The sequence below is a fragment of the Amycolatopsis methanolica 239 genome, assembly GCF_000739085.1.
GTDB lineage: Bacteria > Actinomycetota > Actinomycetes > Mycobacteriales > Pseudonocardiaceae > Amycolatopsis_E > Amycolatopsis_E methanolica.
Genome location: NZ_CP009110.1, coordinates 447,761 through 473,724, shown reverse-complemented (window position 1 = coordinate 473,724; position 25,964 = coordinate 447,761). Strand labels below are relative to the sequence as shown.

The 25,964-nt window shown below is 71.1% G+C and carries 26 protein-coding genes; 6 read left to right on the top strand and 20 right to left on the bottom strand.

Translation table 11 applies throughout. The features are described 5' to 3' along the window. Positions 1-175: 175 nt before the first annotated feature. From nuoI to AMETH_RS02375, 14 genes are all read right to left on the bottom strand, one after another. Entirely contained in the window at positions 176-742 is a 567-nt protein-coding gene (gene nuoI / locus AMETH_RS02440; protein WP_017986450.1) for an NADH-quinone oxidoreductase subunit NuoI, read from the bottom strand. Then, positions 729-2,069, bottom strand: a complete 1,341-nt coding sequence (nuoH, locus tag AMETH_RS02435; RefSeq protein ID WP_017986449.1) for an NADH-quinone oxidoreductase subunit NuoH — start codon at positions 2,067-2,069, stop codon at positions 729-731. The genes nuoI and nuoH overlap by 14 nt, the downstream gene beginning before the upstream one ends. Further along, positions 2,066-4,534, bottom strand: coding sequence for an NADH-quinone oxidoreductase subunit G (locus AMETH_RS02430; RefSeq protein WP_017986448.1), 2,469 nt, complete (start codon positions 4,532-4,534; stop codon positions 2,066-2,068). Before AMETH_RS02430 ends, nuoH begins: the two co-directional genes overlap by 4 nt. Further along, entirely contained in the window at positions 4,531-5,823 is a 1,293-nt protein-coding gene (nuoF, locus tag AMETH_RS02425) for an NADH-quinone oxidoreductase subunit NuoF (RefSeq protein WP_017986447.1), read from the bottom strand. Before nuoF ends, AMETH_RS02430 begins: the two co-directional genes overlap by 4 nt. After that, a complete protein-coding gene (nuoE, locus tag AMETH_RS02420) occupies positions 5,823-6,557 on the bottom strand; it encodes an NADH-quinone oxidoreductase subunit NuoE (RefSeq protein WP_017986446.1) in 735 nt (244 codons plus the stop codon). The genes nuoF and nuoE overlap by 1 nt, the downstream gene beginning before the upstream one ends. Beyond that, complete coding sequence (locus AMETH_RS02415) at positions 6,554-7,924, bottom strand: NADH-quinone oxidoreductase subunit D (RefSeq protein ID WP_017986445.1); 1,371 nt, start codon at positions 7,922-7,924, stop codon at positions 6,554-6,556. The genes nuoE and AMETH_RS02415 overlap by 4 nt, the downstream gene beginning before the upstream one ends. Further along, positions 7,921-8,673, bottom strand: coding sequence for an NADH-quinone oxidoreductase subunit C (locus AMETH_RS02410; RefSeq protein ID WP_017986444.1), 753 nt, complete (start codon positions 8,671-8,673; stop codon positions 7,921-7,923). Before AMETH_RS02410 ends, AMETH_RS02415 begins: the two co-directional genes overlap by 4 nt. Positions 8,674-8,680: 7 nt before the next feature. Next, positions 8,681-9,223: a NuoB/complex I 20 kDa subunit family protein gene (locus tag AMETH_RS02405; protein ID WP_017986443.1), complete on the bottom strand. Its 543-nt coding sequence runs from the start codon at positions 9,221-9,223 to the stop codon at positions 8,681-8,683. Between the two features lie 12 nt (positions 9,224-9,235). After that, complete coding sequence (locus AMETH_RS02400; RefSeq protein WP_051079579.1) at positions 9,236-9,640, bottom strand: NADH-quinone oxidoreductase subunit A; 405 nt, start codon at positions 9,638-9,640, stop codon at positions 9,236-9,238. 446 nt (positions 9,641-10,086) lie between these two features. Continuing rightward, entirely contained in the window at positions 10,087-11,097 is a 1,011-nt protein-coding gene (locus tag AMETH_RS02395) for a fatty acid desaturase family protein (RefSeq protein ID WP_017986441.1), read from the bottom strand. A 75-nt stretch (positions 11,098-11,172) separates the two neighbouring features. Then, entirely contained in the window at positions 11,173-12,444 is a 1,272-nt protein-coding gene (locus tag AMETH_RS02390) for a geranylgeranyl reductase family protein (RefSeq protein ID WP_017986440.1), read from the bottom strand. Between the two features lie 42 nt (positions 12,445-12,486). Further along, entirely contained in the window at positions 12,487-13,197 is a 711-nt protein-coding gene (locus AMETH_RS02385; protein ID WP_026153730.1) for a demethylmenaquinone methyltransferase, read from the bottom strand. Between the two features lies 1 nt (position 13,198). Further along, on the bottom strand, positions 13,199-14,305 hold the full coding sequence (locus AMETH_RS02380) for a glycosyltransferase (protein WP_017986438.1): 1,107 nt from the start codon (positions 14,303-14,305) through the stop codon (positions 13,199-13,201). Positions 14,306-14,309: 4 nt separating this feature from the next. Beyond that, on the bottom strand, positions 14,310-15,431 hold the full coding sequence (locus tag AMETH_RS02375) for a glycosyltransferase family 4 protein (RefSeq protein WP_209436842.1): 1,122 nt from the start codon (positions 15,429-15,431) through the stop codon (positions 14,310-14,312). 143 nt (positions 15,432-15,574) lie between these two features. On the opposite strand from AMETH_RS02375, the gene AMETH_RS02370 reads away from it, so the two are divergent. Together AMETH_RS02370 and AMETH_RS02365 are read left to right on the top strand one after the other, a co-directional pair. Beyond that, the gene (locus AMETH_RS02370; protein ID WP_026153729.1) at positions 15,575-16,420 is read left to right on the top strand and encodes an inositol monophosphatase family protein; all 846 of its coding nucleotides are present in this window, start codon (positions 15,575-15,577) and stop codon (positions 16,418-16,420) included. A 35-nt stretch (positions 16,421-16,455) separates the two neighbouring features. After that, complete coding sequence (locus tag AMETH_RS02365; protein ID WP_017986435.1) at positions 16,456-16,809, top strand: zinc-ribbon domain-containing protein; 354 nt, start codon at positions 16,456-16,458, stop codon at positions 16,807-16,809. Here AMETH_RS02365 and AMETH_RS02360 read toward each other — a convergent pair. The 4 genes from AMETH_RS02360 to menD form a co-directional block, all read right to left on the bottom strand. After that, positions 16,806-17,369 carry a dihydrofolate reductase family protein gene (locus AMETH_RS02360; RefSeq protein WP_017986434.1) on the bottom strand — a complete coding sequence of 188 codons (564 nt, stop codon included), beginning with the start codon at positions 17,367-17,369 and terminating at the stop codon, positions 16,806-16,808. The two genes, AMETH_RS02365 and AMETH_RS02360, sit on opposite strands and share 4 nt — an antisense overlap. 22 nt (positions 17,370-17,391) lie before the next feature. Continuing rightward, positions 17,392-17,877 carry a DUF3592 domain-containing protein gene (locus tag AMETH_RS02355; protein ID WP_223843039.1) on the bottom strand — a complete coding sequence of 162 codons (486 nt, stop codon included), beginning with the start codon at positions 17,875-17,877 and terminating at the stop codon, positions 17,392-17,394. A 24-nt stretch (positions 17,878-17,901) separates the two neighbouring features. Beyond that, complete coding sequence (locus AMETH_RS02350; protein ID WP_026153728.1) at positions 17,902-19,401, bottom strand: M1 family metallopeptidase; 1,500 nt, start codon at positions 19,399-19,401, stop codon at positions 17,902-17,904. Between the two features lie 244 nt (positions 19,402-19,645). Continuing rightward, the gene (gene menD / locus AMETH_RS02345) at positions 19,646-21,310 is read right to left on the bottom strand and encodes a 2-succinyl-5-enolpyruvyl-6-hydroxy-3-cyclohexene-1-carboxylic-acid synthase (protein ID WP_017986431.1); all 1,665 of its coding nucleotides are present in this window, start codon (positions 21,308-21,310) and stop codon (positions 19,646-19,648) included. 57 nt (positions 21,311-21,367) lie between these two features. Here menD and AMETH_RS02340 point away from each other — a divergent pair, with 57 nt between their 5' ends. Genes AMETH_RS02340 through AMETH_RS02330 form a run of 4 tightly spaced genes read left to right on the top strand, consistent with a single transcriptional unit; the run spans position 21,368 to position 24,515 of the window. Beyond that, complete coding sequence (locus tag AMETH_RS02340) at positions 21,368-22,291, top strand: 1,4-dihydroxy-2-naphthoyl-CoA synthase (RefSeq protein ID WP_017986430.1); 924 nt, start codon at positions 21,368-21,370, stop codon at positions 22,289-22,291. Positions 22,292-22,298: 7 nt separating this feature from the next. Continuing rightward, entirely contained in the window at positions 22,299-23,447 is a 1,149-nt protein-coding gene (gene menE / locus AMETH_RS02335; RefSeq protein ID WP_017986429.1) for an o-succinylbenzoate--CoA ligase, read from the top strand. Positions 23,448-23,478: 31 nt separating this feature from the next. Then, positions 23,479-23,619, top strand: coding sequence for a hypothetical protein (locus AMETH_RS38530; RefSeq protein ID WP_017986428.1), 141 nt, complete (start codon positions 23,479-23,481; stop codon positions 23,617-23,619). 23 nt (positions 23,620-23,642) lie between these two features. Further along, a complete protein-coding gene (locus AMETH_RS02330; protein ID WP_017986427.1) occupies positions 23,643-24,515 on the top strand; it encodes a 1,4-dihydroxy-2-naphthoate polyprenyltransferase in 873 nt (290 codons plus the stop codon). A 107-nt stretch (positions 24,516-24,622) separates the two neighbouring features. On the opposite strand, the gene cds1 is transcribed toward AMETH_RS02330, so the two are convergent. Both cds1 and AMETH_RS02320 read right to left on the bottom strand, forming a co-directional pair. Beyond that, positions 24,623-25,696, bottom strand: a complete 1,074-nt coding sequence (gene cds1, locus AMETH_RS02325) for an L-cysteine desulfhydrase Cds1 (protein WP_038531812.1) — start codon at positions 25,694-25,696, stop codon at positions 24,623-24,625. Further along, positions 25,680-25,961, bottom strand: coding sequence for a DUF4229 domain-containing protein (locus tag AMETH_RS02320; RefSeq protein WP_017986425.1), 282 nt, complete (start codon positions 25,959-25,961; stop codon positions 25,680-25,682). The genes cds1 and AMETH_RS02320 overlap by 17 nt, the downstream gene beginning before the upstream one ends. Positions 25,962-25,964: the final 3 nt, after the last annotated feature.

The following is a 25,964-nucleotide window of genomic DNA, read 5'->3' as shown; positions in this document are numbered from 1 at the left end:
CGCGGCGTCGCCGCGCGCGGGGCGGAGACCCCAGAAAAGGAATCGGTAGCGGCTCATCGGGCAGTCTCCTCACCGGAGTGACCCGAAACCGGGGCGCTGCCCCGGAACGAGGAGCGTCCCGCGGGCAGGTTCGTCCGGCTGTGGATCGACAGGACGCGCAGCGAGACCCGGGCCGTCATTGGATCGCCTCCTCGCGGGAGGTTTCCACCGTCTCGCCCGCTGGGATGCCGCGGCCGCGGGCCAGTTCGGGGCCGTGCACGTAGTAGTCCTGCTCGTCGTCGCCCAGGCGCATCGGGTGCGGGGGTTGCTCCATGCCCGGCAGCAGCGGCGCCAGCAGGTCCTCCTTGGTCCAGATCAGCTTCTGACGGTCGTCGTCCGCCATCTCGTAGAAGTTGATCATCGTCAGGGAGCGGGTGGGGCACGCTTCGACGCAGAGGCCGCAGCCGATGCACCTCAGGTAGTTGATCTGGTAGTCCTTGCCGTAGCGCTCGCCAGGCGAGTACCGGGCGTCCTCGGTGTTGTCGCCGCCCTCGACGAAGATCGCGTCCGCCGGGCAGGCCCACGCGCACAGCTCGCAGCCGACGCACTTCTCCAGCCCGTCCGGGTGCCGGTTGAGCTGGTGCCGCCCGTGGTACCGGGGCGCGGCGGGGGCGCCGATCTCCGGGTACTCCTCCGTCGCCACCTTCTTGAACATCGTGCCGAAGGTGACGCCGAAACCCTTGATGGGGTCAAACAGTCCCATCGGAACCCTCCTTCCCGGCGCCCACCTGGGCAGGCTCCGAAGTACGGCCGGCCGCCCGGCGCCTGCGCTTCCCGGCGCCCCGCTCGGGCACCTCGGGCACGCGCAGATCCAGTGGCGGCAACGGGAAACCGCCGCCGGTGACCGGCACCGAATCGCTGTCGGGCTGCTTCTTCTCCGGCACCAGCAGCGCGATCGCCACCGCGACCACCACCACGACCGCCCCGCCGATCAGGATCTGGCCCGTCGTCAGACCACCGTTGTTCCGGATCGCGCGGATCGACGAGATGATCACGATCCAGACCAGGTTGGCGGGCACCAGGACCTTCCAGCCCAGCTTCATGAACTGGTCGTACCGGAACCGCGGCAGTGTCCCGCGCAGCCAGATGAACCCGAACAGCAACGCGAACAGCTTCACCGCGAACCAGATCAGCGGCAGCCACCCCTGGTTCAGCGGCGAGTCCAGCCCGACGAACGGGAACATCCAGCCGCCGAGGAACAACGTCGTCGCGAACGCCGAGACGATCACCATGTTCACGTACTCGGCGAGGAAGAACATCGCGAACTTCATCGACGAGTACTCGGTGTGGAACCCGCCGACCAGCTCCGACTCGGCCTCCGGCAGGTCGAACGGCGCGCGGTTCGTCTCGCCGACCATCGAGATCAGGTAGATCACGAAACTCGGCAGCAGCAGGTAGAAGTACCAGCCGCGGGCCTGCGCGTCGACGATCGCGCCGGTCGCCATCGACTGCGAGTACAGCACCACCCCGACGATCGACAGGCCCATCGCGATCTCGTACGAGATCACCTGCGCCGCCGACCGCAGCCCGCCGAGCAGCGGGTACGGCGACCCGGACGACCACCCGGCCAGCACGATTCCGTACACACCGACCGACGAGCAGGCCAGGATCACCAGCACGCCGACCGGCAGGTCGACCAGCTGCAGCACGGTCTGCTCACCGAAGATCGACACCTGCGGCCCGAACGGGATCGCGGCCAGCGCGATCAACGCGGGCACCGCGGACAGCACCGGCGCCAGGAAGTACACCTTCCGGTCCGCGCCGTCCGGGATGATCTGCTCCTTGAACGGCAGCTTGATCGCGTCGGCCAGCGACTGGAAGTAGCCGCCGGGGCCGACGCGGTTCGGACCGGGCCGGTTCTGCATCCGGCCGATCGCCTTGCGCTCCCACACGATGAGGAAGATCGTCAGGAGCGGCCCGATCAGCAGCACCACGACGGTCTTCAGCAGGATCAGCCACCACGGGTCGTCCGCCAGCAGCTCGGCCCGGGTCATCTGGTCCGTGGCCTGCTGCGCGAAAAACGGTGTCATCGCCGCGCTCCCTCGATGTTGACGACCGCCCCGTGCCCGGCGGCGAGCGTTCTGCGCAGCCGCGAGCCGTCGGAGTTGCCGGGCAGCCACACGACGTCGTCGGGCAGGTCGGCCACTTCGACGGGCAGCGTGATCGCACCCCGCTCGGTCGACACGGTCACCACGTCACCGAGTTCCGCCGCGGTCTTCGCCGACACCCGGGCCACCACGCGCCGCGCGGTACCCGCCAGGTGCGGCTCGTCCACCTGCAGCGAGCCCTCGTCGAGCAGCTGCCGCCAGCTCGCCAGCCGCGCCTGCCCCGGCCCGACCTCGGCGGCGGCCCGCGCGGCGCCCGACTCCCAGAACCTGCCGTGCGACGCGCCCGACGAGCCCAGCCGGGCGAAGTCGCCGTACGCGGCGACCGGGGTCTGGGTGAACAGGTCCGCGTCCATCTCCACGGCCAGCGTGTCCAGCACCCGGCAGTCCGGCAGCGCGCCGGTGCCTTCGAGCGTCGCGTCGAACTCGCGGCGCCTGCCCTCCCAGTTGACGAAGCTGCCGGACTTCTCGACCACCGGCGCGATCGGCAGGACCACGTCCGCGTGCTCGGTGACCGTGCTGGCCCGCATCTCCAGGCTGACCACGAACTCCGCCCGCTCCAGCGCCTGCCGCGCCAGCGCCGGGTCGGGCAGGTCGTCCAGGTCGACGCCGCCGACCACCACGCCGGACAGGTACCCGCCCGCCAATGCGCCGATGATGTCGTTCGTGTCGCGGCCCGGCTCGGCGGGCACCGGCACACCCCACGCCGCCTCGACCTCAGCGCGGGCGGCCTCGTCGGTCACCGGCCGTCCGCCGGGCAGCAGCGTCGGCGCCGCACCAGCCTCCAGCGCGCCGCGCTCGCCTGCCCGGCGCGGGATCCAGGCGACCTTCGCTCCGGTGCGAGCGGCCAGCCGCCGCACCGCGGCGAACAGGCCCGGCACCTCGGCCGCCCGCTCGCCGACCAGCACGACCGCGCCGTCCGCTCCCAGCGCCGACTCGACATCCGGTGCGTACTCGGGAATCCCGTCCAGTGCGGCGGCCTCCGACCCGGGCACGCAGGCCAGCAGCTCGCCGAAGGTCTTGCGCACCGACGGCGTCGTCCACTGTCCCAAGTGGACCACGCGGGTTCGCTTCTTGCGGGCGGCCTTGCGCAGCCGGAGGAAGACGATCGGCGCCTCCTCCTCGGGCTCGAACGCGACGCACAGCACCGTCGGTGCGTTCTCGATCGCGCCGAAGGTGACGCCGTACTCCGGCGTCGTGCCGGCCACCTCGGCGGCGAGGAAGTCCAGCTCCTCCGGCGAATGCGCCCGCGCGCGGAAGTCGACGTCGTTGGTGCGCAACGCGACCCGCGCGAACTTCGCGTAGGCGTAAGCGTCCTCCAGGGTCAGCCGGCCACCGGCGAGCACCGCGGCGCCGCGGCTGTCGCGGGCCTTGGCCAGGCCCTCCGCGGCGACGCGCAGCGCCTCCGTCCACGGCGCTTCACGCAGCTCGCCGGAGGCGTCGCGGACCAGCGGCCGCCGGATCCGGTCGGCCGCCGTCGCGTACCGGAACGCGAAGCGGCCCTTGTCGCAGATCCACTCCTCGTTGACCTCCGGATCGTTGGCGGCCAGCTTGCGCATCACCTTGCCGCGCCGGTAGTCGGTGCGCTCGGCGCAGCCGGACGAGCAGTGCTCGCACACGCTCGGCGCGGACACCAGGTCGAACGGCCGCGACCGGAACCGGTACTGCGCGCTGGTCAGCGCGCCCACCGGGCAGATCTGGATGGTGTTGCCGGAGAAGTACGACTGGAACGGCGCACCCGACGACGTGCGGGACGCCAGGTCGAACACGTCCGCCGTCTCCGCCGTGCCGATCTGCTGGTGCGCGCCGCGCTCCAGCAGGTCGATGAACGGGTCACCGGCGATCTGCGCGGAGAACCGGGTGCAGCGCTGGCACAGCACGCACCGCTCGCGGTCGAGCAGCACCTGCGTGGAGATCGGCAGCGGCTTCGGGAACGTGCGCTTGGTGTCGCGGAACCGCGAGTCGGCGCGGCCGTGGGCCATCGCCTGGTTCTGCAGCGGGCACTCGCCGCCCTTGTCGCACACCGGGCAGTCCAGCGGGTGGTTGATGAGCAGCAGCTCCATCACGCCCTGCTGGGCCTTGTCCGCGACGGGCGAGGTCAGCTGCGTCTTCACCACCATCCCGTCCGCGACGGTCATCGTGCACGAGGCCTGCGGTTTCGGCATCGGCCGCCCGCCCATCTCGACCTCGACGAGGCACTGGCGGCAGGCCCCGGCCGGGTCGAGCAGCGGGTGGTCGCAGAACCGCGGGATCACCGTGCCGAGCCGCTCCGCCGTGCGGATCAGCAGCTCGCCCTTGGGCGCGATGACCTCTTCGCCATCGATGGTCAGTTTCACGTGACCTTCGGGGACCGGCGTCTCGGTCTTGGGTTCTTCCGGCGCGATCGTCATGCCTGTGCTCCCACCAACTCGCGCTTGTTGCTCTCGCACAGGGCGAGGAATTCGTCGCGGAAGTACTTGATCCCGCTGGTGATCGGGCTGACCGCGCCGTCACCCAGCGCGCAGAACGACCGGCCGAGGATGTTGTCGCAGACGTCCAGTAGCGTGTCGATGTCCTCGGCGGTGCCCCGCCCGTCGACCATCCGCTCCAGGATCTGCGCCAGCCAGTACGTGCCCTCCCGGCACGGCGTGCACTTGCCGCACGACTCGTGCTCGTAGAACTGGGTCCACTTCATCACGGCCCACGGCACCGACACGGTTTCGTTGAACACCTGGACCGCGGTGGTGCCGAGCATCGACCCGGCCTCCGCGGCGCCCTCGAAGTCGAGGGGGATGTCGAGGTGCTCGGCGGTGAACATCGGCGTGGACGACCCGCCCGGCGTCCAGAACTTGAGCGGGATGCCGTCCTTCATGCCGCCGCACAGCTCCAGCAGCTCCCGCAGGGTCGTGCCGAGTGGCGCCTCGTACTGGCCGGGCCTCTCGACGTGCCCGGAGATCGAGTAGATCTTCGGGCCGGGCGACTTCTCCCGGCCCATCTTGCGGAACCAGTCCGCGCCGCCGTTGACGATGAACGGGACGCTCGCGATGGTCTCGACGTTGTTCACCGTGGTCGGCGCCGCGTAGAGACCGGCGGCCGCGGGGAACGGCGGCTTGAGCCGCGGCTGACCGCGGCGGCCTTCGAGCGAATCGAGCAGCGCGGTTTCCTCACCGCAGATGTAGGCACCCGCCCCGGCGTGCACCGTGATGTCCAGGTCGAACCCGGAGCCCAGGATGTCCTTGCCGAGGTACCCGGCGCGGTAGGCCTCGCGCACCGCCGCGTTGAGCCGACGGTACGGGTGCAGCGCCTCGCCGCGCACGTAGATGAAGCAGTGGTGCGACCGCATCGCGTAGGCGGCGATGATGCAGCCCTCGATGAGCGAGTGCGGGTCGGCCATCATCAGCGGGATGTCCTTGCAGGTCCCCGGTTCGCCCTCGTCGGCGTTGATGACGAGATAATGAGGCTTGGCAGTGCGTCCATTCACGTTGGGCGGCATGAACGACCACTTCACGCCGGCCGGGAAGCCCGCGCCGCCGCGGCCGCGCAGACCGGAGTCCTTCACCAGCTGCACGAGCTGCTCGGGCGTGCCGCTCAGCGCCTTGCGCAGCGCGGTGTAGCCCTCCAGCTGCTCGTAGGTGGACAGCCGCCAGGAGTTGGGGGACAGCCAGCGTTTGGTGAGCACCGGGGTGATGGGATCAGCCATTACTTCTTCTCCACTTCCGGCAGCGGGGCGTCCGCCATGGCCGGGGCCGTCCAGCCCCGCTCCTGGGCGATCCGCACACCCATCAGGGTCTCCGGGGCCTGGGACGGTCCGTCCACTTGCGACCGGTAGGTCTGCTCGTCCTCCGGGAAGAACCCGGCCAGCTGCAGCTCGGCGCTCTTGAAGTCGCCCAGCGGCGCCCCGCGCGTCGGCTGCGGCTTCTCACCGCGCCGCAGGGCGTCAACCAGTTCGACCGCGCTGTCCGGCGTCTGCTTGTCGTAGTACTCGTAGTTGACCTGCAGCACCGGCGCGAGGTCGCAGGCGGCGAGGCACTCGGCGTGCTCCAGCGTGATCGACCCCGGCTCGCCCGGAGTACCCGCGGTTTCCTCGTGCCCCAGCGGTTTCCCGTCCTCGCCCAGGTGCTCCTGCAGCGTGCGGTAGATCGCGTCCCCGCCCAGCGCCGCGCACAGCGTGTTCGTGCACACGCTCACCAGGTGCTCACCGCACGGCTTGCGCTTGTACATGGTGTAGAACGTGACGACCGCGCTGACCTCGGCCTCGGACAGTCCCAGCTGCTGCGCGCAGAACGTCACGCCCTCCTGGCTGACGAACCCCTGCACCGACTGGACCAGGTGCAGCATCGGCAGCAGCGCCGACCGGGACTGCGGGTAGCGGGCCATCAGCTCCTGCGCCTTGGCCACCGTGTCCGCGTCGAACAGCTCTTTCGCTTGGGTCATCGATCCACTCCGCCCATGACCGGGTCCACGGACGCGACCGCCGCGATCACGTCCGCCACCAGGCCGCCCTCTGACATCGCCGGCAGGGACTGCAGGTTGACGAAACTCGGTTCCCGCACGTGCACGCGCACCGGGCGGGTGCCGCCGTCGGAGACGAGGTGGAAGCCCAGCTCGCCGCGCGGCGACTCGATCGGCGAGTACACCTGGCCCGCCGGCACCTTGAAGCCCTCGGTGACCAGCTTGAAGTGGTGGATCAGGGACTCCATCGACTGGCCCATGATCTTGCGGACGTGCTCGAGCGAGTTGCCCATGCCGTCGCTGGAGATCGACAGCTGCGCGGGCCACGCGATCTTGCGGTCCTCCACCATCACCGGGCCCGGCTCGATCTTCTTCAGGCACTGCCGGATGATCCGCAGCGACTGGTGCATCTCCTCCACCCGGCACAGGTACCGGCCCCAGCAGTCGGCCTCGGTCGAGGTCGGCACGTCGAACTCGAACTCGTCGTAGCACGAGTACGGCTCGATCTTGCGCAGGTCCCACGGCAGGCCGGCGGAGCGCAGCACCGGCCCGGTGACGCCGAGCGCGAGGCACGCGTCGACCGGCAGGTACCCGACGCCCTTGAGCCGGTTGCGCCAGATCGGCTGACCGGTGAACAGCTTGTCGTACAAGGGAAGGCGCTCGTCCATCGTCGTGACGAACTCGCTCACCTTCTCCTTCCAGTCGGTCGGCAGGTCCTGCGCGACGCCGCCGGGGCGGATGAACGCGTGGTTCATGCGCAGCCCGGTCAGGTACTCCAGCAGGTGCAGGACCTCTTCCCGCTCGCGGAACCCGAAGGTCATCGCGGTGGTTGCGCCCAGCTCCATGCCGCCGGTGGCGATGTAGACCAGGTGCGAGCCGATGCGGTTGATCTCGCACAGCATGACGCGGATCAGCTCGGCCCGGCGCGGGGCGCGGATGCCGAGCAGCTTCTCCACACCGAGGCAGTAGCCCAGCTCGTTGAACAGCGGGGACAGGTAGTCCATGCGCGTCACGAACGTGACGCCCTGGGTCCAGGTCCGGTACTCGCAGTTCTTCTCGATGCCGGTGTGCAGGTAGCCGATGACCGAGCGGAGCTGGGTGACGGTCTCGCCCTCCAGCTCCAGCACGAGCCGGAGCACGCCGTGCGTGGACGGGTGCTGCGGGCCCATGTTGATGACGATCCGCTCGTCGTGCTGAGCGTCCTCCAGCACGTCGTCCCAGTCGCCGCCACTGACGTGGTAGATGCGGCCTTCGGTGGTGTCGCGCGATTCGGCGTAGTCGACGCTGTCGCGGCCGGCGTCGCTCGTGTCGGTGCCGGTGCTGACGTCCGCGAGTCGATCGGTAGTCACGAGTACGACCTCCGCTGATCGGGGGGCGGGATCTCCGCGCCCTTGTACTCCACCGGGATCCCGCCGAGCGGGTAGTCCTTGCGCTGCGGGTGGCCGTCCCAGTCGTCCGGCATCAGGATCCGCGTCAGGGCCGGGTGGCCGTCGTAGACGATGCCGAACAGGTCCCACGCCTCGCGTTCCTGCCAGTCCGCCGTCGGGTAGACCGCCACGATGGACGGGATGTGCGCGTCCTGGACGTCGACGGCGACCTCCAGCCGGATGCGCCGCCGGTAGGTCATCGACGTCAGGTGGTACACCGAGTGCAGCCGCTGCGGCACATCCGGCCCGTAGTCCACACCGGACACCGAGCTGCACAGCTCGAACCGCAACCCGGCGTCGTCGCGCAAGATGCGGCACATCGCGACGAGGTGCGCGCGGTCGACGTAGAGGGTGATCTCGCCGCGGTCGACGGTCACCTGGTGCACCGCGTCGGCGGGCACGCCGTTCTCCGCCAGCGCGGCGAAGAACTGGTCGGCGAACTCGTCGAACCAACCGCCGTAGGGCCGTTCCGCCGGTGGCGGCAGGTACGCGGGCAGCCGCAGGCCGCCGTAACCGGATGTGTCCCCGCTGTCGGAGACACCGAACATCCCGCGGCGCTCACGGCCCGCGACGATCGGCTGCGCCGGGCGCGGCCCACGCGGCTCCAAGCCGGTGTCCGGGCGCTGGGCGCTGGACTGTTCCCCGCCGGGTTCGGGCTTTTCCTCGGTCATGAGCGCATCACTTCTTCGCGTACTTGATCGACGACGGGATCAGCTCGGTATGGTGCCCGGCCAGCGCGGCGGCCCGGCGCGGCCCGAGCGGCTCGTCCTGGATCTTGGCGTGCAGCTTGAGGATCGCGTCGAGGAGCATCTCCGGGCGCGGCGGGCAGCCCGGCAGGTACATGTCGACCGGCACGATGTGGTCCACGCCCTGCACCACGGCGTAGTTGTTGAACATGCCGCCGGAGGACGCGCAGACGCCCATGGCCAGCACCCACTTCGGCTCGGCCATCTGGTCGTAGATCTGGCGCAGGACCGGGGCCATCTTCTGCGTGACCCGCCCTGCGACGATCATCAGGTCGGCCTGGCGCGGGGTGGCGGAGAACCGCTCCATGCCGAAGCGCGCGATGTCGTAGCGCGAACCGCCGACGGTCATCATCTCGATCGCACAGCAGGCGAGCCCGAAGGTGGCCGGCCACAGCGAGTTCTTGCGCGCCCAGTTGACCAGCTTCTCCAGGCTGGCCAGCATGATGCCGTTGGGGAGCTGCTCTTCGAGTCCCATGACGTCCCTCCCCTAGTTCCAGTCGAGCCCGCCGCGACGCCAGACGTAGGCGTAGGCGAAGCCGACGGTCGCGATGAACAAGACGATCTCCACCAGGCCGAACAGGCCGAGCGCGTCCGCCGAGACGGCGAACGGGTAGAGGAAGACCATTTCGATGTCGAACAGGATGAACAGCATCGCGGTGATGTAGTAGGCGACCGGCATGCGGCCGCCGCCGACCAGCGGCTGCGGGGACGGTTCGATCCCGCACTCGTAGGCCATCTGCTTCGCCCGGTTGTACCGGCGCGGGCCCACCAGCGGGCCGAGCAGCACGGAGAACACCGCGAAGGCCGCGGCGAGGACGAACAGGAGGACCAGCGGCAGGTACATCTCGAGGCCGGGCCCCGAGGCGGCCTGCGCGAGGTGGAACTGCGACATCAGCACGGTGAATGCCGTCCTTTCCGCGCCGTTGCGAACGTGCCGCTTGTGAAACTGTTCACAATCTGCCTTGCGGGGTTGTGAAGCGGTTCACAAAGCATAGGGGCAGTGTAGGACGTGGCTCACATTGTTGTCGCGGGGTGTTTCGGGTAAGGCGAACCTAACCAAAGGATGCCCTGGTGGACGGCCATAAGCCCGAGACCAGCACGAAAAGGATCATCCCGATCACGCAACGCAGAACTGGTGTGACGTAACCCACGGTGAGCGGGGCCGACCTTCGCCGGTTGCGGGCAAGATCACGCCGCCGCAGGTGTGACCGAGGTCTCCAGCGGCACCGCAGAACTCGCGCCCGGGAAGGTGGGACTCGCGGCTGGCGCGAGTTCTGCGCTCGAGCGCGCGAGTTCTGCGGTTGGGGCGTGCGAGGCCTGCGGTCGGGAGCGTGGGGGCTAGTGGCGGAGTGGGGTGCTGGCCTCGTGGAGGTGCCGCAGCGCCTGCGCCCAGGAGTCGACCAGGCCGGTCTCGGAGTACGGCACCCCGATTTCGGCGCAGTACCGCCGCACGATCGGCTGCGCCAGCCGCAGGTGCGGGGTCGGCATGCTGGGGAACAGGTGGTGCTCGATCTGGTAGTTCAGGCCGCCCATCGCGACGTCGACGAACCGGCCGCCGCGGACGTTGCGGGAGGTCAGCACCTGCCGCCGCAGGAAGTCCGGCCGCTCCCCGCCGATCAGCGTCGGCATGCCCTTGTGGTTCGGTGCGAAGATCGAGCCCAGGTACACGCCCCACAGGCCCTGGTGCACGGCGATGAACACCAGCGCCTTGACCGGCGACAGCACCAGGAACACCGCGCCCAGGTAGACCGCGAAGTGGGTGAACAGCAGCGCGGCTTCCAGCCACCGCTGCTTCAGCCCCGGCCTGAGCACCGCGCGGATGCTCGACCAGTGCAGGTTCAGACCTTCCAGCGTGAGCAGCGGGAAGAACAGGACCGCCTGGTGGCGTCCGATGAACCGGGGCAGGCCGCGGCTGGCCCTGGCCTGGCCCTGCGACCACACGAGGATGTCCGGCGCGACGTCCGGATCGAGTTCCTCGTGGTTGGGGTTGGCGTGGTGGCGCGTGTGCTTGTCCATCCACCAGCCGTAGCTCAGGCCGATGCCGAGGTTGCCCGCGATCCGGCCGGCGACCTCGCTCGGGCGGCGCGTGCGGAACACCTGCCGGTGCGCGAGGTCGTGCGACAGCAGGGCGATCTGACCGAACAGGACGGCCAGCAGCACGGCGACGACCAGGGCCGCCCAGGAGTCGCCGATCCAGGCGAACAACGCCCAGGAGTAGGCGAACAGGGCGGTGACCAGTCCGGCGCGCAGGGCGTAGTAGCCGGGGCGCCGGTTCAGCAGGCCGGCCTGCTTGACGCGGCCGGCCAGGCGGGCGAAGTCGCTGCCGGTTTCGGCTTGTGTGGTGGGCACGTCCCGAGTCTGTTGCGCCGCGCGAAGATCCGGCAGCCGGTGCGCACCCGGGTCCGCGGTGGGGCAGGCCCCACCTCAGGCGCTGGGCATCAACCGCGCGGCGAGCGAGATCATCCGGTCCACCGCGTCGCCGCCCTTGGCGTCGTAGCAGCCGGACAGGCCCTTGTAGATCAGCGGGATCAGCGGGTTGATCCGCAGCCCGTACTTGGTCGCCGCGCGCATGACCTTCGGGTTGCCGATCGCCTTCGCGAAGACGTTGCCGAGGCGGTAGTAGCCGCCCATCAGCTCCTTCAGCGCCAGCGGGTAGCCACGCAGCGCGCGCTCCCGCGACGAGCCCTCGGGCCGGGCCAGCGCATGCACCACGAACTGCGCCGCGAGCTGCGCCGACTCCATCGCCGCCGAGATGCCCTCCCCGTTGAACGGGCTCACCATGCCGCCCGCATCGCCGAGCAACAGCAGGCCGTCGCGGTAGTGCGGGGTCCGGTTGAAGCCCATCGGGAGACCGGCGCCGCCGATCCGGCCGATCGCGTTCTCCTCGCGGTAGCCCCACTCCTCCGGCGTCGAGTCCAGCCACTGCCGCATCAGGGCGCGGTAGTCCATGTTCCGGAACGACTTCGACGTGGACAGCATCCCCAGCCCGACGTTCACCGTGCCGTCACCGAGCGGGAACGCCCAGCCGTACCCGGGCAGCAGCTGCGGGTTGCGCGGGTCCTTGCGGTCCCACAGCTCCAGGTGGCCCTCGATGAACGGGTCGTCGTGCCGCGGGCTCTTGTAGTACCGGCGCACGGCGACGCCCATCGGGCGCTTCTCGTCGGTCTCGATGCCGATCGACCGGGCCAGCCGCGCGGACACGCCGTCACACGCGAGGACCAGCGGCGCGTGGTAGCGGACCGGGGTCTTCTCGGGCCCCTGCTTCCCCTCGACACCGATCACGCGGCCGGTGCGCTCGTCGGTGATCGCGCCGGTCACCGTGGTCCGCTCCAGCAGCCGCGCGCCCGCCTTGACCGCGGTCTTGGCCAGCAGGTCGTCGAAGTCCTGGCGGGTGCGCGAGACGCCGTAAGGCGGGTAGCTGGTCAGCTCCGGCCAGTCCAGCTCCAGCGTCAGCTCCGCGGTGAGGATCCGCAGGCCGCGGCTGTGCACCCAGCCGGCCTCCTGGCTGGTGTCGATGCCCAGGTCGATGAGCTGCTTCACGCCGCGCGGGGTGAGGCCGTCGCCGCACACCTTCTCGCGGGGGAACTCGGTCTTCTCCAGCACCAGGACGTCGACCCCCGCGCGCGCCAGGTACGTCGCGACGGTGGATCCGGCCGGGCCCGCGCCGACGACGATTACCTGTGCGTCCTGGGTCATGCCCCGGAGTTTACGGGAGCACTGCGACGCGAAGCGTCTCCATCAGGGGTGGTGGTCGGGCTGGCGGGTGGGCTTCCACGCGCGGTGGATGGCGACGACGCCGAAGGTCAGGTTCAGCCACTCCACCTTCGACCAGCCCGCGCTGGCGATGATCTGCGCCAGGCTGCGCTGGTCGTGCCACGCGGCCATCGATTCGGCCAGGTAGGAGTAGGCTTCGGGGTTGGTCGAGGAGAACCGGCCGAGCAGCGTCATTGCCCGCAGGATGAACTTCTTGTAGACGAACCGGATCGGCGGGAATGTGGGGGTCGACACCTCGCAGATCACCAGCCGGCCGCCCGGCTTGACCACGCGCGCGATCTCTTCGAGCGCGGCCTTGGTGTTGACGAAGTTGCGGATGCCGAAGCTGATCGTCGCGGCGTCGAAGCTGTCGTCGGCGAAGGGCAGGTGCAGCGCGTCGGCGGCGACCATCGGGACGCGGCGGTGCTTGCCGCTGCGCAGCATGCCGAGGGAGAAGTCCGCGGCCAGGCACCACGCGCCGCCGCGGGCGTACTCGGCGGTGGACACCCCGGTGCCCGCGGCGAGGTCGAGCACCTTCTCGCCGCGGCGGGCGTCCAGGACGCGGGACGTCGTCGTACGCCATCGCCGGTCGAACCCGAACGTCATGACCGAGTTCGCCCGGTCGTAGCCCTCCGAGACGCCGTCGAACATGGCGGCGACCTCGTGTGGATCCTTGTCCAGACTGGCTCGCGACATGTCAGGAGCGTAAGGCAGTGAGCATCCCCCGCACGCTCGCGGGCCAGGCGAATTCCTCCGCCCGGGCGCGCGAAGCCGCACGTCGCAGGTCCTCCGGGCTCTCCAGCAGGCCGGTCACGGCGGACGCGAACTCCCGCGGCACGTCCGGAACCGCGGCCCCGCAGCCGGGCCGGACGATCTCCCGCAGTGCCGAGGACTGCGACACCACCACCGGCGTCCCGGACGCCAGCGCCTCCAGCGCCGCGAGCCCGAACGTCTCGTGCGGGCCGGGCGCCAGCGAGACGTCGGCGCTGGCCAGCAACCGGGCGACGGCGGTCCGGTCGGACACGAACCCGAGGAACGTCACCGGCAACCCGCGCGCCCGTCGTTCCAACGCCCGGCGGCGCGGCCCGTCCCCGGCGATCACCAGCCGCACCCGGTCCCCCGCCTCGGTCAGCTCGGCGACCGTGTCCACGCTGCGCTCCACGTGCTTCTCCGGCGACAGCCGTCCACAGTGGACCAGCAATGCGTCCGCGCCGGAGGCCAGCTCGTGCCGCAGGCCGGGATCGTGGTGCGCGGGACGGAAGGTCGCGAGGTCCACCCCGAGCGGGACCTGGCGGACGTTGGAGACATCGATCCGGTCGAACTCCTCACGGGCGAACGACGTGGTGCAGACGACCGTGTCGTAGTTGCCCGCCATGCGCCGGTTGGCGGCGTCGGCGACGCGGCGGGCCAGCGGACGGGGCACCAGGAACTGCTCCAGCAGCCGGTCCAGCCGCTCGTGCGAGATCACCACACTGGGCACGTCACGCCGGTGCGCCCACACCCCCATCCCGCGCAGCGTCAGCCGGTCCGACACCTCCAGCCGGTCCGGGCGCAGCGCCGACAGCAACGCGCGCACCCGGTACGGGTCGACCGCGCGGTAGCCGCCGGTGCCGGGGATCTTCGGTGCCGGCAGGCTGATCCGGCGCACCCCGGTCGGCAGCTGCTCCTCGGCGTGCCGGGGCCCCGGCACGACCAGCGTCACGCGGTGGCCGCTCGCCACGTAACCGGCGCCGAGGTGGTGCAGCGCCGTGCGCAGACCGCCGGATCGTGGCCCGTAGAAGTTCGCCAGCTGGACGATGTGCATGGCATCAGGCGGCTCGCGCGACGCGGCCGGTGACCACCTCGTAGTGGTTCACCAGCTCCGCGCACACCGCGGGCCACGTCCGGCCGAGGACGACCTTGCGGGCCTTGGTCCCCAGCCGGTCCCGCAGCGCCGGGTCACGCAGGTCGCGCACGCGCCGCACCAGCTCCTCGGCGAAGCCCGCCGGGTCGGGCGGCAGCAGGAAACCGGTGCGGCCGGGCAGGACGAGGTCCCGCGGGCCGCCCGCGTCCGGCGCGAGCACCGGCAGCCCGGACGCCATCGCCTCCTGCACCGCCTGGCAGAACGTCTCGTGCGGGCCGGTGTGGACGAACACGTCGAGGCTCGCGTAGGCCGCGGACAGCTCGTCGCCGTAACGGGCGCCGAGGAACGCGGCGCCAGGGAGACGTTCCCGCAGCTCCTCGCGATCCGGCCCGTCACCCACGATCACCAGCCGCAGGCCGTCCACCCCGGTCAGCGCGGCGAGCCTGCCGACCTCCTTCTCCGGCGCCAGCCGCCCGACGAACCCGACCAGCAGCTCCCCGTTCGGCGCGAGCCGGGCACGCAGGTCCGGGTCCACGTGCTCGGGCGAGAACCGCTCGACGTCCACCCCACGACCCCACCGGTGCACGCGGGGCACGCCGTGCGCGCGGAGGTCCTCCACGGACTGGGTGGACGGCGCGAGCGTCCGGTCGGCCTTGGTGTGCAGCCGCCGCACCCACCGCCACGCGGCCCGCGCGCCGAGGCCGAGCCCGTACGCGGTGGCGAACCCGGCGATGTCGGTCTGGAACACCGCGATCGACGGCACCCGAAGCCGCCGGGCCGCGGCCAGGCCGCGGGCGCCGACCACGAACGGCGACGCGAGGTGCACCACGTCCGGCCCGAACGCGGCCAACGCGGTCAGCACCGTGCGGGTGGGCAGGCCGATCGGCAGCGAGTTCACCACCGGCAAGTCCAGCGCCGGGATCCGCACCACGGGCGCGCCCCGGTAGTGCGTCGGCCCGGTGAGGCCGGGCGCGACCACCATCACGTCGTGGCCGGTGCCGGTGAGGTGCTCGATGATCCGCAGCACGGAATTGGCCACGCCGTTCACCTGCGGGAGGAAGCTTTCGGTGACGATGGCGACGCGCACGATCCCCACCGTGGCAGCCGGTCCGGTTCGCCGAGAAAAGCCCGCGTGACGACGGGACCAACGGTGCCCGAACTTCACGAAGCTTTCTCCGCTTCACCTGGGTGTCGCGTCCCGGACATCTGCTGCCGCCACACTCGGCTGGCGTGACCCTCCTCTCCGCCCGTCCACCCCACCCGGTCGAACCGGGCTTGCTGTCGCGAGCGCTCGAGGTCGCCGGGCGACTGGCCAACGACGCCACCGACGTGATCACGGCGACCGCGGGCCGGGGCGCCCACCCGGACGTGGCGGACTCGCCGTTCGACTGGGTCACCGACACCGACCGCATCCTGGAGCGGCACACCCGCCGCGTGCTGACCGCCGAGTTCCCCGGCATCCCCGTCGTCGGCGGCGAATTCGGCGCCGACACCGGCGCGGACTCGGCGGCCTACCGATGGGTGGTGGACCCGGTCGACGGGACGGCCAACTACGTCGCCGGGGTGCCGTGGTGCGCCTACAGCCTCGCGCTGGTCGACGCGTCCGGACCGGTCGTCGGCGTGGTCGCCGACCCCTACCGCGCGCAGATCTACGCCGCCGCCCGCGGCCGCGGCACGCGTGCCAACGGCAAGCCGGTGAAGCTGGTCGACCGGGACCGCATCACCGGGTCGATCGTGTGCACCGAACTGGCCCGCAAGGGTCCGTGGCCGGGCATGGGCTCGTTCATCGAACGCGCCGCGGAGGCGCGCGCCGGGGTCCGCGTGCTCGGCTCGGCCGCGCTGTCGATCGCGCAGGTCGCGCTCGGGCACGCCATCGCCGCGGTGCTGCACAGCTACCACGAGTGGGACGTCGCCGGGTCGGTCGCGCTGGCCATCGAGGCCGGCGCCGTCGTGCTCGACCGGCGCGGGTCGGACAGCCCGCTGCCCACCGACGGCCTGCTCGTCGCCGCGCCCAGCGCCGCCGAGGAAGTCCTGTCCTGGTGGCAGGAAACCGAACGGGGCATCCGCGCGTCCTAGGTCCGGACAAGATCACGGACCCGGGAGAACACCACATGCTGATCTACGGCTGGCGCAAGAGCGTCCAGGAGCTGGCCACCGCGACCTACCTGTGCGGGAACTGCCAGAACCCGAGCGCGCACGCGCTGCGCCGCGCCGTCACGAGGTTCACGCTGTTCTTCATCCCGCTGTTCCCGATCAGCTCGAAGTACTTCACGGTGTGCACGTTCTGCGGCATGACGAACAAGCTGACCAAGGACGAGGCGCAGCAGGTCCAGGCCATGCAGCAGCAGGCGCCGCAGCCCATGCCGCAGCAGCCGCCCGTGCCGCAGGCCGGATACCCGCAGCCGGGTCACGCGCCGCAGCAGTACCCGCAGCAGCAGATCCAGCCGCCGCGCCAGGGGTTCTAACGCGCCACGCGGTAGCGGAGAAAGGCGACCTTGTCGCTGAGGATGCGATTCTCGACGAGTTCGAGGTCCACCCGGCGCTCCTGGCGCGCGAAGAACGGGGTGCCACCGCCGACGAGCACCGGGTAGACCCGCACCCGGTACTCGTCGATCAGCCCGGCCGCGGCCACCTCGGCGGCGAGGGTCGCGCCGCCGATCGCGATGTCGCCGTCCCCCGGCTCGGCACGCAGCCGCTCGACCTCCTCGGCCGGGCTGCCGGAAGCCAGCCGCGCATTGCCCTCGACCGCGGTCAGCGTGGTGGAGAACACGACTTTGGGGGTCGCCTTCCAGATCGCGGTGAATTCGAGCTCCGCCTCGTCCAGGTTCTGGTCCTGATCGGCGGTCTCCCAGTACACCATCGTCTCGTACAGCCGCCGCCCCATCACGTGGACGTCGACGCCGCGAACCTCCTCGACGGCGAAGCGGAAGACCTCCTCGGTGGGCGCCGACCAACCGAACCGGCCATCCGGCCCGACGATGTAGCCGTCCAGCGAGACGGACATCGAGTAGATGACGCTGCGCATCGGATCCCCCTCGCTGCCGGAGTCAACCGGACTTCACCGGGGTGTCCGCCTCGACGACGGCGACCTCCGGCTCGGTCACCTCCGGCTCGCGGCGCAGCCGCTGGCGGATCAGCCAGGCCACCGCGCCCGCGACCACCCAGGTGATCAGAATCGTGGTGCCCAGCGGCAGCAGCGTCAAGGTGGCCGTGCGCCCCGCGACGCGGGCCAGGTCCGGGTCGGTCGCGTCGTACTCGATGCGCACCAGGTCGCCCGCGACGAGGCCGGCCGGATAGAGCACGCCGTTGGACGGGCTGTGCACGATGCCGTCCGGCGTCTCGAACCGGATGATCGTCCGGTCCCAGGCCACCGCGTCCACTTCGGCCGTCGCCGTGCCCAGGTTGCCGGTGATCGCCTGGTCGTTGCGGATCGCGGCGAGCAGCAGGCCGGCGCACAGCACGGTGATCACGACGGCGACGGCGAGCACGCATCGACGGCCGATCTTCAGCCACCACAGAGTTCTCGCCGTCACTCCTCCGAGCATAGAAGGTGCGGGTTAACGGCTGTCTCCGGCCGCCAGCAGCTGGTGGGTGCGCTGGATGGCGGGGTAGGACCGCGGCTGGGCGGCGGCACGCAGGGTGGCCGCGCCGTTCGGGCCGGTGGCCGGCTTGCCCGCGGTGAACAGCCAGGTCTGGAACAGCTGCTGCAGCGGCTTGCCGGAGACCTCCTCGGCCAGCGCGACGAAGTCGCCGATGCGGGCGTCGTCACCCCGGTGCCGGGCGACCCAGGTGCGCAGGATCGTGAAGAACGCGTCGTCGCCGACGGCTGTCCGCAGCGCCTGCACGGCCAGCGCGCCGCGGTCGTACACGGCGTCGTCGAACTGGTTGGCCGCGCCCGGGTCGCCGGGCAGGACCTGCCAGAACGGGTCGTCGGCCGGGTAGGAGTCGTAGACGTACTGGGCGAGCTCGGCCGCCGTGCCCTCGCGCTGGTGCTCCGACCACAGGTACTCGGCGTAACTGGCGAAGCCCTCGTTGAGCCAGATGTCGCTCCAGCGGCCCAGCGAGACGGAGTCGCCGAACCACTGGTGCGCGTTCTCGTGCGCGACGACCGAGGTGTTCGTCCCGGCGACGAAGAACTTGTTGCTGTACACCGGCCGCGTCTGGGCCTCCAGTGCGAAGGTCAGGCCGGTGCTGACGACCCCGCCCTGCGCCTCGAACGGGTACTCGCCGAACTGGCTCGCGAGGAACTCGATGATCTCCGGGGTGCGCTCGACGCTGGCCTTCGCCGCGCCGAGGGACTCGCCGGTGGCCGGGTCGTACGCGGTGACGAACGGCTGCCCGCCGGGGGTGGTGGCCTGGTTGACCTCGAACTTCCCGACTTCGAGGGTGGTGGCGTAGGTGTTCTGCGACTGGGTGCTGCGCCAGTTCCAGCGCGTCCAGCCTGCCCGCTGCTTGGTCTTGCGGACCAGCGTGCCGTTGGACAGGGCGGCGACGTCGTCCGGCACCTCGACGGAGACGTCGTAGGTGGCCTTGTCGGTCGGGTGGTCGCTGGCCGGGTACCACCACTGCGAGTTCTGCGGCTCGTCGACGGCGAGCGCGCCGTCCGGGGTCTTCTTCCACGCGGTGTAGCCGTCGATGACGACCTTGGACGGGGTGTCCGCGTAGGTGACGACGACGGTGACCGGCTGGTTCTTCGCGAGCGGCTTGGCCGGGGTGACCTCCAGCTCGCCCTCGCGGACGGTCCGGAAGGCAGCGGGCACGTTGTCGACCCGGATCGCGCTCACGTGGAGCCCGAAGTCGAGGTCGAAGCTGGACAGCTCCTGCGTGGTCCTGGCGAGGATCGTCGTGGTGCCGGCGAGCTGGTCGGTGGCCGGCTGGTAGGTGAGGCGGATGTCGTAGTGGGCGACGTCGTAGCCGCCGTTGCCGGCGTACGGGTAGTAGGGGTCGCCGGCTCCGGGAGCGCCCGGGGCGGGCGCGGCGGAGGCGGTCGAAGCGAGGAGCACGATCGCGATTCCGGTGGTCACGGCCCCCAGGCCGGCGCGAGTTCGTAGACGCATGGCGCGGACGCTAGCGGGAAAACTTCCCACCGGACACGTCCGAAAGGTGGTTCCCGCTAACTGGACTGGCCATTCCCGACAAGTCGCCCACCAGCGCTTTCACGACTGGGCCAACTCACCGCCCGGAACAGCAAACACAGCGCGCCAACAAGCAAACACGCCGCCTCCCGGCGTGTTTGCCGCTCCCAGCGGCGTGTTTGCCGCTGCGGACGGTGAGTTTGCTGCTGCGGGGCGGGTGCGGGCGTCAGGAGAGAGCGGTGGACACCGCCGAGCGGATGCGGGCGTGCAGGTCGCGGTGGCGCGACCGGTCCACCTGCACCTCGACCACCCGCAGACCGGGCGCCGGGCGCAGCGACTCGCGGAACTCCTCGATCGTTCCGGCGCGCACGTGCGGGATGCCGAACCCGGCGCACAGCGCCGAAAGATCCGCGCCGTGCGGGGTGCCGAACACGTGCTCGAACGCGTCCCGGTGCTCGGGCGCCCCCTGCTCCAGCAGCGAGAAGATCCCGCCGCCGTCGTCGTTGAGCACCACGATCGTCAGGTCCGGGCGCGTCTCCGGCGGGCCGGCCAGCAGACCGTTCACGTCGTGCAGGAACGTCAGGTCGCCGAGCAGCGCGTACGACTGCCCGCGGTGCACCGCCGCCGCGCCGATCGCCGTCGACACCGTGCCGTCGATGCCCGCCACGCCGCGGTTGCGGTGCACCAGCACGTCCGGTCGCATCCGCCCGGCCAGCGCCACGTCCCGCGCCGGGTTGGACGAGCCGACCACCAGCAGCGCGTCCGGCGGCAGGGCGTCGACCAGCTCCGACGCCAGCCGCAGCCCGCTCGGCCACTGCTCGCGCCGCAACGCCGTGCCGACCGCCTCGTTGGCCAGCGCGTCCGCCCGCTGCCACGCGGCCAGCCACTCCGGATCGGCCGGCTTGGTCGGCGAGTCGAACCACTGCCCGACCTGCCGCACGTTGTGGGCGGGCGCCGGCCAGTCCGAGTCCGGGCGCACCAGCAGCACCTCGACGTCGGAGTCCGACAGCAGCTGCTGGATCTGCCGGAACACCGTCGGCCTGCCGAGGCACAGCACCTGCTCCGGCTTGTGCCGCCGGATGAACTCCTCGGCGCCGAGCAGCCACACGCCGGACGAGATCGCCGACGACCCGAGCAGGCCGAGCCCGCCGGTCTCCGAGATCACCGGCCAGCCGTGCTGCTCACCCCACTCACCGGCGGCCCGCACCCCGCTGTCGCACGCGATGACCAGACCGCAGCGCGCCGACGGGACCACGAACGACGGCAGCGCGCCGAAGTCCGGCAGCTCGGTCCAGCGCTCCCCGCCGGGGCGGCCCTCCAGCGACTCGTACCACTCGTCGTCGCCGTCGGGCACCAGCGGCTCGCGGAACGGGACGTTCAGGTGGACCGGACCACACCGCCACTCGCCGTACGCCGCGTTCCACGCCCGGCAGATCTGGCTGCGCCAGTACGCGTTCTGACCGCCGCGGCGCTCGGCGACGGCCAGCTCGTCGAAGTACCGCACCGCGCCGCCGTAGAGCCGCTGCTGCTCGATGACCTGGTTCGCGCCCGCGGCCCGCAGCTCCGGCGGGCGGTCGGCGGTGAGCACGATCAGCGGGACACCGGCGCGGTCGGCCTCCAGGACGGCCGGGTGGAAGTTGGCCGCCGCGGTGCCGCTGGTGCAAACCACGGCGACCGGGCGCCCGGTGCGCGCCGCGATGCCCAGCGCGAGGAAGCCCGCGCCCCGCTCGTCGATGCGGACGTGCAGCTGGAGGCGCCCGGCGGCGGCCGCGTCGTATAGCGCCAGCGACAACGGCGCGTTGCGGGAACCGGGGCAGAGCACCACGTGCGAGACGGTGTTGCGGACGAGTTCGTCCACGATCACCTTGGCCTGGGCGGTCGACGGATTCACCGGGGACCCCCCGGCGTGTCACCCGTCACCACAGTCACACGGCCTATTCTCCCAAACGTGCATGACGCCCAGGTTTCCGAGCTGTTCGACCCGTCCGCCTGGACCGAAATCGAGGGTTTCGGTTTCACCGACATCACCTATCACCGTTCCGTCGAGGCCCGCTCCGGCAAACGCGTCGTGCGCGTCGCGTTCGACCGCCCCGAGGTGCGCAACGCCTTCCGCCCGCACACCGTCGACGAGCTGTACCGCGCTCTCGACCACGCGCGGATGAGCTCAGATGTCGGCTGCGTCCTCCTGACGGGGAACGGTCCCTCGCCGAAGGACGGTGGGTGGGCGTTCTGTTCCGGTGGTGACCAGCGTATTCGCGGTCGGTCCGGGTATCAGTACGCCAGCGGCGAGACCTCGGACACGGTGGACCCCGCGCGGGCGGGCCGTCTGCACATCCTCGAGGTCCAGCGGCTGATCAGGTTCATGCCGAAGGTCGTGATCGCGGTGGTCCCGGGCTGGGCCGCGGGCGGCGGGCACTCGCTGCACGTGGTGTGCGATCTCACCCTCGCCTCGGCGGAGCACGCGCGGTTCAAGCAGACGGACGCCGACGTCGGCTCGTTCGACGGCGGGTTCGGGTCGGCCTACCTCGCGCGCGAGGTCGGGCAGAAGTTCGCGCGGGAGATCTTCTTCCTCGGCCGCGAGTACACCGCCGAGCAGATGCACCGGATGGGCGCGGTCAACGCGGTCGTCCCGCACGCCGAGCTGGAGGCCGAGGCGCTGCGGTGGGGCTGGGAGATCCTCGGCAAGTCGCCGACGGCCCAGCGGATGTTGAAGTACTCGTTCAACCTGATCGACGACGGGCTCGTCGGGCAGCAGGTGTTCGCGGGCGAGACCACCCGGTTGGCCTACATGCAGGACGAGGCCGTCGAGGGGCGAGACGCGTTCCTGCAGAAGCGGGACCCCGACTGGTCGGCCTTCCCCTACTACTACTGAGGTGAGCGTGCGCGAGGTCTGGCTGCGGGGTCCGGAGTCGGTCGACGAGCTGGCCGGTGCCGTGGCGGCGGCGCTCGACGGGGGCGAGGCGGTGCTGCCACTGGACGGCGGCGACCCCAAGGCCGCCGGGCTGCTGGCGGGCATGCGGCCGGAGGAGCCGGTGGAACCGGGCACCGCGGTGATCATCGCGACCTCCGGGTCCACCGGTGAGCCCAAGGGCGTCCTGCTGTCCGCCGCGGCGCTGCAGGCCTCGGCGGCGGCCACCCACGCCCGGCTCGGCGGGCCCGGCCGCTGGCTGCTCGCCACGCCCGCGAACTACATCGGCGGCCTGCAGGTGCTGGTCCGGTCCATGCTGGCCGGACAGCCGTTCGCGGTGCTGCCGCCAGGGCCGTTCCGTGCGGAGCGCTTCGCCGAGGCCGCGCGGCCGGTGCTCGCCGGGGACGGGCCGCGCTACACCGCGATGGTCCCGACCCAGCTGACCCGGCTGCTCGACGCGGGCGGCCCCGGCCTGGACGCGGCGAAGGCGTTCGACGCGATCATCCTCGGCGCCGCCGCGACCACCCCGGCCCTGCGCGCCCGCGCCGCCGAGGCCGGGGTGCGGATCGTCCCGTCCTATGGGATGAGCGAGACCGCGAGCGGCTGCGTCTACGACGGCGTGCCGCTGGACGGGGTCGACGTGCGGATCGCCGAGGACGGCCGGATCCTCATCGCCGGGCCGGTACTCACCCACGGCTACCGGCTGCGGCCCGACCTCACTGCGGCGGCGTTCGACGGCGGCTGGTTCCGCACCGGGGACCGCGGGCAGCTGCGCGACGGGCGCCTGGAAGTCCTCGGCCGCCTCGACGACGTGATCAACACCGGCGGGGTGAAGGTGTCCGCGGCGGCGGTGGAACGCCTGATCACGGCCCTGCCCGGGGTGCGGGAGACGTGCGTCGTCGGGCTGCCGGACGCCGAGTGGGGCCAGGTCGTGGCGGCCGCGGTCGTGCCAGAGGGCGAGGCGCCGGACGTGGACGAGCTGCGGGCCGCGGTGCGTTCGGCGGCCGGCGCCGCGGCTGTGCCGAAGCGGGTCGAGTTCGTTACCACACTCCCGCTGCGCGGGCCCGGCAAAATCGACCGAACAGCGGTCGCGGAGCAGATTTTTCCCCCGGTTGGTTGACATCCGGCGCGGACCGTTTTTCAGTTAGCCAATGATCTCGCTGAAACGTCTCCTGGTCGCGGCCGTCGGTGCCGCGTTCGCCGTCCTCGCGGTGGCCGGCACGGCGGCGGCCGATCCGCCCCTCCCGGACTCCGGCACGCTCACCTGGTCCGTCCCGGTCGCCGGGGAGTAGGCGCGCTCGACGAGAATGCAGTCATGGCGACTGTGACGGAGTGGATCGAGGGTGCCCGGCCGCGGACGCTGCCCAACGCGGTGGCACCGGTCGTGGCAGGCGTGGGGGCGACGATCCAGCTGGGGGCGTTCACCTGGTGGCAGTCGCTGCTGGCGCTCCTCGTGGCACTCGCGCTGATCATCGGCGTCAACTTCGCCAACGACTACTCCGACGGCGTCCGCGGCACCGACGCCGACCGGGTGGGGCCGTTGCGCCTGGTCGGCTCCGGTGCCGCGGCGCCGAAGCTCGTGCTCACCGCCGCGCTGACCTGCTTCGGCGTGGCCGGGGTGCTCGGGCTGGTGCTGGTGGCGGCCACCGGGCGGTGGTGGCTGCTCGCGATGGGCGCCGCGTGCATCCTCGGCGCCTGGTTCTACACCGGCGGCCGGAAGCCCTACGGGTACGCGGGGCTCGGCGAGGTCGCGGTGTTCATCTTCTTCGGCCTGGCCGCGGTGCTGGGCACCGTGTACGTGCAGGCAGGCCGGATCAGCTGGGAGGCGCTGGGGGTCGCGGTGGCTGTCGGGTGCTTCTCGATGGCCGTGCTGGTGGCCAACAACCTGCGCGACATCCCGACGGACCGGGTGGCCGGGAAGGTGACCCTCGCCGTTCGCCTGGGTGATGCCGGCACGCGGCGGTTCTACCTGGCGCTGATCGCGGTGCCGTACGTGGTGACGGTGCTGCTCGCCGTGTGGCACCCCTGGCTGTTGATCGCGCTGGTGACGGCGCCGCTGCTGCGGACCCCAGTGCGGGTGATCACCGGCGGGGGGAACGGGCCGGGGCTGATTCCGGTGCTGAAGGACACGGGGTTGGCGATGCTGGCCTGGTCGGTTCTTGCTTGTGTGGGGCTTTCGCTGAGCTAGCCGCTACGCGGGTGGTTAGGGCACCGGCTTCGCTTCGCTACGCCCGGGTTTGCCCCTCCCGAACCCGATCTTTCAGTGTTCGGTTGCGTTTCGTTGCCGGGTGGCGGTTAGGTGGTCCACTTGCCTGTCGCCAGGAAGTGCTCCATGCGTTGGGTGTGGGGAGTCAGGTCGAAGCCTTGTTCGGCGATCCACTCGTCGTTGTAGTACGTGTGCGCGTACCGCTCGCCGCCGTCGCAGATGAGGGTTACCACACTGCCCACCTGGCCCGCTTCGAGCATTCCCGCGATGATCTCGAAGGCGGCGTACAGCGCGGTGCCCGTCGAGCCGCCGGCCCAGTGGCCGGTGCGCTCCCGCAGCAACCTGATCGCCGCCATCGACGCGGCGTCCGGGACCTGGATCATGTGGTCGATGACCGTCGGCACGAAGGACGGCTCCACCCGCGGCCGTCCGATGCCTTCGATCCGCGACGGCATGCCCGTGGTGTAGTCCATCGCGCCGGTCTGCCACGCCCCGTAGAACGACGAGTTCTCCGGGTCGGCCACCGCGATCTTCGTGGTGTGCCGCCGGTAACGCACGTACCGGCCGAACGTCGCGCTCGTCCCGCCGGTGCCCGCACCCACCACGATCCACGACGGCACCGGATGCCGTTCGGCGCGCATCTGGGCGAACACCGACTCCGCGATGTTGTTGTTGCCGCGCCAGTCCGTCGCCCGCTCGGCGTAGGTGAACTGATCGAGATAATGCCCGCCGCACTCCGCGGCCAGCCGCTCGGCCTCGCTGTACATCGCGGACGGCACGTCCACGAAGTGGCACCGGCCGCCGTAGAACTCGATCAGCTCGATCTTCTCCTGGCTGGTCTTGCGCGGCACCACCGTCACGAAGTCCAGCCCGAGCATCCGCGCGAAGTACGCCTCCGACACGGCAGTCGAGCCGCTGGACGCCTCGATCAACGTCGTTTCCGGGCCGATCTGCCCATTGACCAGCGCATACAGCAGCAGGGACCGGGCCAGCCGGTGCTTGAGCGAGCCGGTCGGGTGCACCGACTCGTCTTTCAGGTACAGGTCCACGCCCCACTCGGGCGGCAGCGGGAAGCAGTGCAGATGAGTATCGGCGCTACGGTTGGCGTCGGCCTCGATGAGGCGGATCGCCTCGCGCACCCACGCCCTATTCGTCGGCGGCATCCTCGCCCCGCAGCTGGGCCCGCAGCTTCGCCCGCTCCCGCGCCCGGTGCTCGTTCCGCTCCGCGAGACCGGCGGTGACCCGCGCGTTCAGCTTGCGGAACACGAGTAACCCGACCGGCAGGCCGACCACCACACCGACGGCGACGGCCACCAGCAGCGGCACCTTCACCAGGACGAGCACGGCCGCCACGACGACGATCAGCCCGAACCGCGCGAGCAGGTAAAGCGTCAGGTCACGGCCCAGATGAGTACGGGTCTCGCTCACGTT